This window comes from Fibrella arboris, assembly GCF_041321095.1.
GTDB lineage: Bacteria > Bacteroidota > Bacteroidia > Cytophagales > Spirosomataceae > Fibrella > Fibrella arboris.
Genome location: NZ_JBGGWE010000001.1, coordinates 387,982 through 401,720 on the forward strand (window position 1 = coordinate 387,982; position 13,739 = coordinate 401,720).

The 13,739-nt window shown below is 53.7% G+C and carries 1 protein-coding gene; it reads right to left on the bottom strand.

Annotation, left to right across the window (positions count from 1 at the left end):
• Positions 1-11 precede the first annotated feature (11 nt).
• Positions 12-12,584 carry a DUF8202 domain-containing protein gene (locus ACAW75_RS01510; protein WP_370726892.1) on the bottom strand — a complete coding sequence of 4,191 codons (12,573 nt, stop codon included), beginning with the start codon at positions 12,582-12,584 and terminating at the stop codon, positions 12-14.
• Positions 12,585-13,739: the final 1,155 nt, after the last annotated feature.

Consider the following 13,739-nt stretch of genomic DNA (forward strand, 5'->3'; position numbering starts at 1 on the left):
CGGTAAGCCGATTATTTGCCCAGTGTGGCTGGTGTGATCGCGACGCAACTGCCGCCAATATCCATCACCGGCTGATTCTTGCCCGATGGTGTCTGACCCGCCAGGTTGTAGGTACACGTACCCACGCCCGTCACGGTCACCGTCAGCGTACCCAGCGTCGACCCGTCGTAGTTGACCGGCACATAGAACGTTTGCACACCGGTTGCCGTAGCCACCAGGTTCGTCGGATTAATCTGGAGCGACATCCCCGACCCGCTCACCGGCACCGGCAACGTACCTGTATTGGTTACGTCGATGGTCAGTTTCAAGACGCCGCTACCCGCTGTGCCCTGGTTGATGGCCCCGATGATCTGCGTAGCCGTGCAGTTGATGGTGCCACTGGCCGGTGCCGCCGTGACCACCAGCGTATACGTTTTGGTGACGCACTGCGGGGTGGGCATACTGCTGTCGCATACTTTAATGCAGAAGTAGTACGTACCTGGGGTTGTTGGGGCCGTATAGCTATAACTACCTGTGCCACTGGCCACGGTCAGGTTAGACGGTGGCAGCTGCGTAGCACCCGAAACGGCCGAGCACGACGAGTTACCCGTGTCATTGCTGTAGGTGTAGGGAGTCATGCCGCCACTTGGTAGCAGGTCACTCGCCGCATTGCCGGTTTGTGTTCCACCCGATGTGGCCGTCAGGGCTGGTGGCGTGCCGGCGGTCAGCGGAGCCACCGTGTTCACCACCGTTATCTGAGCGGTGGCCGGGCTGCTGGTGCCTGCATTATTGCTGGCTACGGCACTCAGCGTTTGCGGACCGGCCGTCAGTGCTACCGGACAGCTCCAGGTGCCGCCTGCCGTGGCGGTCGTGGTGCAAAGCTGGCCGCCGTTCGATGAGGTCAGCGTCACCGAGGCACCCGGCGTGGCCGTTCCCGACACGGTTGTGTTCAATGCCGTGGTGGTGCTGTTGGCCGGACTTAGAATAGTCACCGTCGGCGGGTTCATAATGGTCGTGCTGACCACGTTAGAGTTTACCGCTTTGATACGGAAGCCCGAATTGACATCCGGCGTGGCCGTGGCTATGTTGCTGGCCGCAGCCCCGACGGTGTAGCTGTTGACATTGGCCTGAATGCTGAACGTGACCGACCCGTTGGCCGGTACAATCAAATCGCGCAGGGTCAGGGCCGAGCCACCAGCGTAGGCGGCTACGGCCGTGCTGCTGGTGTATGCCCCCGACAGGCCCGACAGCGAACCACCCACAAACGTCAGTTCACCGGGCAGTATATCCTGGAACGTCGTCTGCACGGCTGACACCGCGTTGGTCGAACTCACCGTGAAGTTGTAGGTGACTACCGTATTCTGCGCCGTCGTTGCTTTGTCCACCGTTTTACTCACCGTCAACTGGGCGTCGGGGTCGTTGGCGATCAGGGTCAGTGGCGTTGGCTGGGCAGCCGTACCCGCCACCGATGGATCGTCGGACAGGTACGTGGCACCGGTGCCGTTGGTGACCACATAGCTGGCCTGGTTGTTATAGTTGCCCTGTGTGCTGCCGACGGCATCCACAAAGAAATAGTGCGTTCCCGGCGGCACCGACACATTGCTCAGGCTCAGGTTCGGGGCGCCACCATAGGCATTCACCGAGCCCACGGTGAGCGAGGTCGAGTACACAAACGTGCTGTCCACCCAGAGTAGTCCGCCCGGCAGGTTGTCGGTCAGGTTAATGGTTTTGGTGGCGCAGTTGGTGTTCTGTACCGTGAACTTATAGGTGACGTTCTCGTCGGTCTTCTGCGGATTGGGCGATACCTCTTTGTAGACATAGATGTTGTCGACGAGCGGTGCTTTCGGCACGGGCGGCAGGCAGGTGGTGGTCACAGGCCCGATCCGCATGTCGTTATACACGTTGAAGTTGAAGCGATTATCCTTGCGGTATTCCACAATGACCTCTTCCACCGGCTGATCGAAGTTCACGTACACCCGACCCCAGGCGCTCAGATCCCAGGGCCAGTAGCCCCCGATAGCCTGTTGCGGATTACCCTGGTAGTTCAGTTGCAGGGGGTCCCAGGCCACCGTGGGTTTAAACTGGGTGAGTTTGGGCGAAATGGTATTAGCCCCCTGCTTGCCGTAGATCTTCACCAGGTCACGGCTCCAGTACCAGCCATCCACGTCATAGACCATGAAGTTCACCGTGTTGGCCGATACCACCGACGTAGACGTTCCCTGCCGGAACTGCATCCGGGTGGTGATCGTGTTATTCTGCGAGAGTAGCCCCGACGCGCTGTTGTTGTCGTTGCGCGGAATGAACAGCCCATGCCCGTCGAATACCGGCCACCAGTCCACGGCGGGTTTATAGAGCAGGTTGTTGTTGCCGCCATCCGATACCGTCACGCTCATGGTCATCGCCGCCGTAGCCGACTGCGACTGCGGAATGTAGTTGGGCAGCAGCACTTTCTGTTTGGTACCATACCACCAGCCATTCCAGTGGAACGTCTGCGGTTTAGGAGCCACACAGGCATTGGCCGGCGCAATGGTATTCCCCACAAACCGGACGTAGCTGGTGCTGTTGGCCGGGAAGTCGAAGAGCGACGTGGCCGTGCCGTTGGTGTAGCTCATCGGCACCGAGGCGAGCAGGGTCGTGAACCCCGCATCGCTGAACACCTGCATGTAGATCGGGTACGTGGCGTTGAAGCCAAACGTCGACACATCGACCTGGAGGAACGCCGCCGGGGCTGTTCCTGTTTCGGTTACTTTATAGGCCAGGTTGGTGTAGCGATCTGCCAGGGGTGGTGGCGGACAACCCGTAGCGGCCGCCGCCGACAGGGCCGACGTACCTGTGAGGCCGTTGTCGCCAAAGGCGATAAACGACTGGTCGACGGTGAAGCTGCCAGGGTTGGTGGTATTACTGGCGGCCACCGTATTCGAGATACTAATGGTCATTTTGGCCCCGCCATTCATCGATTTCGACTGCTTTTGCAGCAGTTGCTGGCAATCATCGCGCCCTACGCCCGTTACGTTGGCCGAGTAACTCGCCACGTTGTAGATCGTTGTGCCCGCCCCCGACAGGTAGTTGTGCGACAGGGTAACACCATACTTCAGGGCCAGGTAGCTTTCAATCTTGTTGACATCGATGGCGTTCATGGCCGCGCCGTTGGCCGTTTTGTAGACAACTACTTCGGCAATGTCGCCCAGGAACATTTCGCTCAGGCTGCTGCCATCGTTGGCGGCATCCCCTCCCACGCCCATCTTGTTGGTACTGAAATCGTAGGTTGTGATTGGGGAGGCATTGATTGTCCCGGCCGTACCGTTCCATTTTATGGTTTGTGCTGTCCCATCTTTGGGTAATAAATGGGCCGTAACTCCGGAAAGGACTCCCAGATTCGTCGATGTGATATCGTTACCGCTCCCGGCCGTCCAGACGGAGGGTCGGTTGGCCGCTAAATTGTTATACCATTGAACGTGCGTTCTGTCTCGATTGAACCCATAGAAAGCCCGCCAGTTATTGTCGTTTACCCGCGTCATGGCAAACACATGAACGGCATCGGTCCCCGACGCAAACGCATCGGTCATCAAAACATCTGAGCCATCGAAGGTGACAGCCGGGTTGTAGTTGAATACGTTTTCTGTAAATGTTGGCTGCGAGTTTGCCAAACTAACCTTTGTGTGATTCAGGCCATTGGGCGAATAATCAACCCAGGTTTGTACGGCCGAGCCGCTGGCCAGGTTTGTAATGGCATCAGCCTTAAGCCAAACGGTCAGGTTTGGGGTCACGCAACCCGGTGCAAACGACGCTCTGCCGAAGGTGAAGTACTGCCCGTTGGCCAGATCGACCTGGGCAACCAGGTTACCAGTCCCATCAGGGGTCATGGCATATTCAGTGGCCGTACCAGCCGAGAAGGAGCTGGCACTGCTTCCCACCAACAGATACGTCCCTGTGGCGCTACCGGGAACGCTCACCGTGACCGTACCGACCGTTCCCGTTTCCTGCACCTTCCAGATGCGGCTCATCAGATAAACGGGAGCGGCAACGGTGAAGCTGTGCGGGGTGTAGCTAAGTGCGTAGTCTGAGGCCAGGCCATTGCTGCCCCATACGGCGTAACTCTTGTCGGTGGCGAACACGCCCGAATTAGTTTCGTTCGACAGTTCAACCGTGCCCAGACCAATAGCAGGCTGGAACCCGGCGTTTACTGAACGCGACTGTTTCTGGTTCAATCCCTCAACATTGTCCAGACCAATACCGGCAATATCGTAGTTATAGGCACTATTCGCCGTTGCGCTCCAGACAACCGTACTGTTTGTGGCCAGGTAATCAACGTTGCTCCCGTTGCGATTAACAATACCGTTCCCCTGCCCCAGCGTTACTCCGTTCTTAATAGCCAGGTACGTGTTCACCCGCTGCGCTTCATTGTCGTTCAGGTTACTGCCGTAAATGATGACCTCGTTGATCGGGCCTTCCCACGGTTCAGTACCAGCCGAACCCCGGTCGGCTCCTACAGACAATTCCTTAAAGAAGTGAGGCTGCACAATGGCGGCCAACCCGGCCGACTCGTCGATATAACTCCAGCTGGGCGTGTCTTTATAACCGTCTGTCCAGGTCGCCATCGATGTACCGAATGAGGCTATACTATTGGCCGACGCAAAACCAAGTAACTGTGGCTGAACATGTTGTGTCAGCGCGTTGCGCGTGTAGCCGGTGCCGTTATACCAGCCATTGACCCCTCCAGCCGGCGAAAATTTATTGCCTTTGCCAAATGGTCCCAAATCGGGCGAACCCCCTACTCCATACGGGTTCCAGCCGTTGGATGTGGTGCCGGTGTTCAGCTTATTGAATTCAAAATAATCGAATACGTCCGCCGTTGATAGCAGTGTCCCTACGCCAAGATCATCTGATTCGTCCTGTGCGGCCATCATGAAGGTGTACGGCGAGGTACCCGGCATGAATGAATTGGCGTTATACAACACCTTCGACCCTTGGTAGTAAATGCTGGGGTTATAGTTGACCAGCCCACTGCCGCTGGTAATGTATTCGGGACGGTTAGCAGCGGTCGCCTGCACCAGGCTGTATGGATTCAGCAACACCTGGTTGTCCCACTGAGAAACCAGCGTTCCGCTTGTGGTCACGCCCGCGTCGGCTTTGAGCCATATGGTCAGGTTATTGCTCACGCCCCCCGGTACTCGTTGAGGTGCGCCGAAGGTGAAGAACTGTCCGTTAGTCAGGTCTACGCTGGCAACCAGGTTACCGTTACCATCCGAGGTCAGGGCTACTTCCTGTGTGCTGGCCGGCAAAAAACTGGCGGTATTGCTCACCAACAGATAGTCGGCTCCCGACGAACTGGGAATACCGACCACAACGGTACCGACTGTACCGGTCTCCTGCACTTTCCAGGTGGCGGCCATGCGGTAGAAGCCAACGCCGCCCGCCGGGGTAAAGCTTGTGGGTACATAGGCCGCCGAGTAACTGCGTGGTTGTGCATTGTCGCCCCAGATCAGGAAACTCTTGTTGGCCGTGAAGACACCGTTGTTAAGCGTATTGGCACTGGTCAGGGTCGATCCGTTGCCAACAGTGGGTTGTATCAGCCGGGTATTTATGCTTTTCGACTGCTTCTGGTATAGCCCCTGGGCATCGTCGCGGCCGATACCGGCAATGTTGGCCGAATAACTGGCTACGTTGTAGATCGTGGTGCCATCAGATGCTACATAATTATGCGAAAGCGTAGTGCCGTATTTCAGACCCAGATAGCTTTCGATCCTGTCAATGTCGGGGGTGGCCATCCGCCCCCCATTGCTGGTGGGCGTACCCGTTTTGTAAATAACGACCTCGGCAATATCGCCCAGGAAGTTTTCGCTTAAAAACAAGCCATCGCTGGTAACATCGGAGCCAACCCCCATCTTATTCGTATTGTATGAATACGCATTCGTCCCCGCGATGTTGGACGACGCCCCGTTCCAGTGAATGGTCTTCTGCGAGCCGTCTTTGGGCAGGATATAGGAGGTAACCCCGTAATCGAGGCCCAGCGCACTACTCGAATAGTAATTGCCACTCAACCAGACCGAGGGCAGTGTAGAGAGCCACTGCACGTGGGTCGCATCGCGGCCAAAACCGTAGATCGCCCGCCAGCCGCTATCGCCCACCCTGGCCATCGCAAAGGCGTGAACCGCTTCCTGGCCCGAGGCAAACGCATCGGTGATCAGCACATCGGAGCCGTCGAAGCTAACTGCCGGGTTGAAGTTGAAGCCGTTGGTTTTGAATTTGGGCTGGTAGGCAGCCGTGGTCTGGGTGTGGTTCCGGTTGTTCACCGACTGGTCATCCCAGCCCGTCAGCGCGGCTCCGTTGGTGGTGCTGCTGGTACCCGCATCGGCTTTGAGCCAGGTTTGCAGGTTTGAGCTAACTCCGCCCGGTGCAATCACTACCGCCCCGAAGCTAAAGAACTGGCCGTTGGTCAGATCGACCTGGGCCGTCAGGTTGCCGTTGCCATCGGCGGTGAGCAAAATTTCCTGCGTCGCGCCGGGGGTAAATGTACCGTCGCTGCTCACCAGCAGGCGTTCGGCGCGGCTGCTGACGGGTACGCTCACCGTGATGGTGCCGACCGTACCCGTTTCCTGCACTTTCCAGGTACGTGCCATCCGGTAAAAAGCGCCTACAACGGCTGGCGTAAAGGTGGTTGGTGCGTAGCTAAGCCCGAACGTCGCCGACTGGGCGTTATCCCCTACGATATCGAAGCTATTGTCGGCAGCGAAGGCATTGCTGTTCAGGGCGTTGGTGGCCGCAATACCGGTGCCGTTGCCAATCGTAACTAATCCTCTGGCATCAATCGACTTCGACTGTTTTTGATTCAGACCGCTGGCATCGTCGCGGCCAATGCCGGTGATGTTGGCCGAATAACTGGCTACGCTATAGATGGTTGCGCCCGTACTCGACAGATAATTATGCGAGAGTGTGGTGCCGTATTTCAGACCCAGGTAGCTTTCGATCCTGTCAATGTCGGGGGTGGCCATCCGCCCCCCGTTGCTGGTGGGCGTACCCGTTTTGTAGATCACTACCTCGGCAATATCGCCCAGGAAATTTTCGCTTAAAAACAGGCCATCGCTGGTAACATCGGAGCCAACCCCCATTTTATTCGTATTGTATGAATACGCATTCGTCCCCGCGATGTTGGATGACGCCCCGTTCCAGTGAATAGTCCGCTGCGAGCCGTCTTTGGGCAGAATATACGAGGTAACGCCGTAGTCGATCCCCAGGGCGGTGCTCGTATAGTAGTTGCCCGATGTCCAGACCGAAGGCAGCGTAGAGAGCCACTGCACGTGAGTCGCGTCGCGGCCAAAACCATACATTGCCCGCCAGCCGCTATCGCCTACTCTGGCCATTGCAAACACGTGAACGGCTTCTTTACCCGAGGCAAAGGCATCGGTTACCAGCACATCGGCCCCATCGAAGCTAACCGCCGGGTTGAAGTTGAACGCGTTGGTTCTGAATTTGGGCTGACTGCCGGCTGTTGGCTGCGTATGGTGTCGCGCATTGCCCGACTGGTCGTTCCAGCCGGTGAGGGCGGCCCCGTTGGCGGTGGAACTGGTGCCTGCATCGGCTTTTAACCAAACTTGCAGGTTGGCGCTGACACTGCCGGGGCCTTGTGCTGGAGATACAGTACCTGACGTGATATTGATTGGAATAATGGTTGAAGCACATTGTGCTGTTGGCGTGCTGGCATCACATACTTTGATACCAATAGCATCCGTCCCTGAATAGGCCGCTGTTGGAGTATAGCTATAGATACCCGTTGTTGGATCAATGCTTACTGTACCATGCGGGGTAGCCAATGGCCCTGTACCTGCCGTTGCCGAACCAGATACCAGGTTGAAAGCACTGTAGGTTAGGGGTTGCGTACCGCCCTGTGGGTTAGCTGATATGGCTACACTGGCACCACCGGAGAAGGGCGAACCGGAAGCAACCGTTTGCGTATCCGGGCTAGGGTTCACGGTCAAAGCCGGTGAACTACCAACCGCCGTTAGCGTCAACGGCTGGCTGACGGTGCTGCCGGAAAGAGCTGCGGACACCGTCAGCGTCTGTTGACCCGTCGATAAGGCCACTGGGCAGCTAAATTGGCCGCTAACAGCGGTGGTGGTGCATAGGGTCGCATTACTCGGCCCAACAATTGTAACCAAACTGCCTGCCGTAGCACTGCCCGAAATAGTCGTATTCAGATTAACCTGACTGTTGTTGGCCGGGCTAACGACGGTCAGCGATAGGGTTGTTTCCGTAGCAAACGTAAAGAACTGACCGTTATTCAGGTTTACATTGGCTTCCCAATCGGTGCCGTTTAGTGTCATCGGAATTTCGGTAGCTCCACTGCTGAAGTTGCCGTCGGCATCTACCAGCAAATAAACAGTACCTAATTCAGTTGGTAGTTTGGTGGTTTGGCTGCTGCCGTTGTCCGGCACCTGTAATTTGACCGAACCGACCGTACCCGTCTCCGCTACTTTCCAGGTGCGGGCCAGTATTTTTCGATTGGCGGGTGCTCCTGTAGTTCCAAAAGAACTGATACTACCTGTATTGTCGCCAAACAGCAGAAAACTCTGGTCAGCAGCGAAACCATTAGCATTCAATGCATTGTCGGCAGCAATGGTGTTGCCGTTCCCCATCGTGACTAAGGCCGAAGTGCTGACACTTTTAGACTGTTTTTGATTCAGACCGCTGGCATCGTCGCGGCCAATGCCGGTGATGTTGGCCGAATAGCTCGACACGTCGTAAACGGTCGTGCCACTGCTCGACAGATAATTGTGGCCCAGTGTTAATCCGTATTTGATACCCAGATAGGTCTCAAGGCTCTGGACTTGGCCTGTAGCCAGGCTATTACTGAAGGCAATCACTTCGGTAATGATCCCGTCATAAGGCTGAGTGGCTGCGGTAGTTGAAATTGACCCAATTGCCAGTCCAGGAAAACCGCCGAGGCCTGTATAATCGGGATCAGGTGTTGAGTTGATTAACGCTTTGTTAGTTCCATTGTTGAAATAAGTAACGCCCCCAGCCGCTGTAGAGCTTTTTACCATCGTCTGTATGACTGGCACATTAGCCGACTGATCATTTAAAGCAGAAGTCTGGTGTGAGGCACTTTCTGCAGTTAAAATGCTATATCCAGATGCTTTTCGTAAAGACTGGAGGGTACTGAACGATACCATGTAAGCAGTACTCGTAACGGCGGTAGGTACGGATACGGCTACAACGGCGAAGTTACAAGTGCCACAGAACACCTTTTCGGCACCATAGGTTTTATTGCTCAGGAAGTTAGTACTGCCATTAAAGCGAATCCCAGGATTAAAATTCAGTCCCGAACTTAGGTACGTTGGTTGGTTAGCTGCATTTGTTTGACTAACAATATTAGTGAGGTTGGTTGCATCAGCCCATGCCGTGACAGCCGTACCCGATACACTTAGATTGGCATCGGCTTTTAACCATAGTTGTAGGTCGCTTGCAGTCACATGACCGGGGGAGACCGCCACCTTCTGAATAGGAATTGTAACCGAACAAGTACCCGAACCCTGAGCCGAAGCCAATGTAAGCGTTACTGTGGAACCTATATCAGAACCATCGTAGGTAATAGGTATCGTGAGCGAAGTTTGCCCGGCTGTCAGACTTACAGGGGCATGATTTGTCTTAAAGCCAGTACCACTAAGTGTAATAGCCACCTCACCTGCTGTAACGCCCGTAACCGGCAGGGTAATCGTGCCTTGTTGGTCAAGATCTGTGCTGGCCGTAAACGACCCCGTTGTAGTGGCCAGCGCAGCGTTACCAAAGGTAAACTGGCCAGGATAGATGATGGGCCGGGGACCCGTCAGCGAATTCGTACCTATGTGGTGGTTGGTGGATGTGCAACTGGTCAGTGGAACCGGCAGAGACGTTACGGTTGGCAGCGCAGCATCTAAATTATCAAATCGGTAAATATTGTTGATATTACCGGTTATTACTGGTGAGCCAGCTGTATATAGACTGTTGCCCGCCGGATCGAGACAGGGAATATCCTGTCCTAAAAAGGTGTCGATTACGTTACATACACCATTATAGCGGTTAATCCTGTAGAAGAACAGCTTGCTTTGATAACCATAGTAAACGCGATTACTCGACTTTGTGAATATCAATGGGAAGCCACTGGCACCACCATTAGCATCAAAAGGGGCATTTAATCTACTAAGTTGGCCGGTTGTTCGGTTAAAGTCATAAACCAAACTATTTTGTCCATTTGAAATTGAGTTATCGCTCGTTGCAATAGCAACTCGGTTTCCCTCTGCGCTAAACGTTATTCCCGTTGTAGCATAATCATCGCTTGAAACTGATGTTAATGGTAGCGTTGTGGCTACCTGAGCATCGGCAACTATGACCGGCGTAGCACCGGAGGTGTTAATGCCAGTGATCCGTTTGACAATAAATTGATTACCAGCATTAACAGCCACCCATATACTGACCCCATCGGAGTGTGGTGTGCCAGCGAGTGCCGCCGTCGTGTTCGTACTGGTAATGAAAACCTGGTTTTTGGTTTCGACAGTACGGGTGGCCAGGTTAATGACCGAATATAAGATTGCTCCTGACTGAATAGTTGGTGTCGCTCCAAACGTGAAACCGTTTGATGAATGAAACAGATAAACCCGATTGGGATCGCCCGGTACCGGTACAAAAAGCGGGCCCTGGGTGCGGCCATAAGCGTGACTAAGGCTGTTACCATTGGTCAGCGTAGTACCATCTGGATTCCGAACACTTATTAATGGACTGGTATTATTGACATTAACCGTGTTTGGCGTTAGAAATAGCTCCAGGTCTCCGTTCGTTGGATCGGAATACGTTGCTGCTGCTCCATAAAAAATAGTGTTGTCATTAGATGGCGCATTATACGATAGACATTTAATAGCGGGGCTGGCCGTTGGATTGGCGGGATCGAACTGGAGCCAGGTGGCCGTGCCATTGCCCCGCATAGTTACCCAGTTATTGGCCGCATAGTTATAGGTATTAGGAGCTAAACCGGCTGAACGTTGCGTGGCTATGGTGAAATACTGCCCGTTGGTGAAGTTTACATCTGCTTCCCAGTTTGTGCCATTCAGCGTCATGGGAATTTCGGTAGCCCCACTGCTGAAATTCCCGTCTGCATCGACAAGCAAATAAACTGTATTGGATTCCTCCGGTAGTTTAGTAGTCTGGCTACTACTGTTATCAGGCACCTGAATTTTAACCGAGCCTACCGTACCCGTCTCTGTTACGCGCCATGTTCGCCCCAGTATTCTCCGGCTTGATGGTGCTCCGGCTTTCGAAAAGAAACCAGCATTGTCGTCATCGTCACCAAAAACGACAAAGCTCTTGTCAGCCGAAAACGTATTGGCATTCGTCTGATTACTGGTAGCAATATTGCCTAACCCTATTGTAACGAGTGCTTTACTGTTGGCAGATTTTGACTGTCTTTGATCCAAACTGCTACAATCGTCGCGACCAATGCCAGTGATATTCGCTGAATAACTTGAAGGATTATAAATGACGGACCCATCGCTGGCTACGTAGTTATGATTCAGTGCTAGACCATATTTAAGCCCCAGGTAAGATTCAACGATCTCGCGCTGGCCAGTAGTCAGGCTGCTGCTGTAGGCAATCACTTCAGAAATGATTCCACTAAAGGGAGACGCTGATGCCGTATTTGATGCTGATCCAATTCCCAGGCCCGTCCGCGTAGCAGTGTAATTCGGATCGGATGTTGTATTGTTGAAAACGTTGGCCGCTCCATTCGTAAAAACGGTCATCCCTCCGGCCAGTGTTGAACTTTTCATAACGGTCTGGATGGCTGGAACCGTTACCGATATACTGGCAGGAGAAGCAATATGACTCACAATTTCTCCCACCAGATAGGTACTTCCCGGAGACGTTACAGCTAAATACTGGTTGGCAGTAAACGACACAGCAACCCTGCTTCCCGAAACAGAGGTGGGTATAATTACCGAAAACAAGGTATAGTTATTCTGGCCGGAGAACACATTTGTGTTAGGGTAGGTCGTATTGCCCAGGAAATCATTCGTGCCATCGAAGCTAATGCCAGGGTTGAAGTTTAGCCCCGTTGCCTGATAAGCTGGCTGGTTAGCCGCTGTAGCCTGACTAACGATATTCGCCGGGGCGGCTGCGTCAGCCCAGTCTGTAACGACAGTGCCCGATGTGGTTACACTGGCATCGGCTTTAAGCCAGAGTTTAAGATTAGTCGTACCGATACAGCCCGGATCGACCAGGGCAGCCGCCTTTGCAGAAGCGCCCCCCCCGGCTGATGGCCCTGATGTTGGGAGCGTTTGCTTACCTATTTTTTTATCTGTACCGTCGGCAGTCGGAGACTTGGCGTTGGCCTGCGTGCTGATTGCGGTGTGGCTATTGGGATCGGTCAACAATAGATCGTCCGCTACATGCAGCCCGGCAACACCAGCGGTTGCTCCCATGGCCACCAACAGACCACAAACCAACCGAAACCAACTAAATGCCGGGCTATCGGGTAGCCTGACAAACGCATCCATTTTGTCACAACATTCCTTAAAGTCGTTCCGAAGTGCTGGGAGCAAGTGGGTTAGATGCAGTTTTAGGAAGGAAAACTTTTGCATGGTCGTTACTGGTTTACAAGTAGTTGTTGGGATGTGCTGGCTGAATTTGCCGTTGAGCTAGACGAGTTGAGTTGGCATCTCAAAGCGACCCCACTACCAGGCACGGGTAGATAGTCGCCACTACTAACCCACATCAACAGGCCTGTACCAGCCCCACTGTTGTCATCAGCACGGTGCGTGAAAGCAAGACCATTCTGTGCCTGTACCTGGGATATGCCCAGCCAGCCAATCATAAGTATTCCGAAAGTCAATATTGTCTGACCGAAATAAGCGTGCGGACTTGTTGACTGCCACACGCGAGCGAGCACCAGCCAATACCGCTGAAGAACGTTGGCAGGCTGCGTTAGCCACTTTGGTAGATACGCCAATACCGGCCACAGGAGCCGGGTATAGAACTGGCCGTAAACAGAGAGTAGAACTCTATTCATAGTAGTATACGCTGGTGGTATAGGTAAAAAGTCAATCAGATAAAAAAAAGAGCGAGTAAACAATGACGCGAGTGACCGCCACGTTAACTATCCGTCTAAACACACATGTAAAGGCGCACGACTACCATCGACCGTAGTCGCTGGCATGCCAGGGCACACAACGTGCAGCCGCACGTTACGTTGGGGAAGAAACCCCTGAGAGAGAAGAAGAAAGGAAGATGCCGTCCGAGAGGACTAGAAGATACGGGTCAGTACCCTCGGGTGTTGGCTTAATTCCGGAAGGCCTGTAGCTCCAACTACAGGCCTCTCCTTTTTGACTACATACTCACTCTAAAAACTGGTCTACTATTTGTATAGATTTAGTTATTTCCTGCTTTTCCTTTCGCTCCGAAAGGGCACCACCAGGCACGCCCGTGTCTGGTAGTTTCTTCCCTGTATCAACAAACTTTCCAGTTACTAGCCACAACGATCGGTAACGTTGTATACACCCATCAACAAGCGCTAAAACTGATCGATATCCCCCTTTTCCGGCACGAACTGAGCACTGCCAGCTTTGCCTGCTTTCTATAGTTGTTAGTGTTCAGTTCAGATATATCAACGGGATATATACGTATATAAACTCAGCATTTATCACCACGAACAGAAGCTATCGTTTTGTTAAGTACTTTTATCATGTATTCATATGTCTAATTTTGGCAAGAATAATGCTAGGTACTATTTGTAGAAA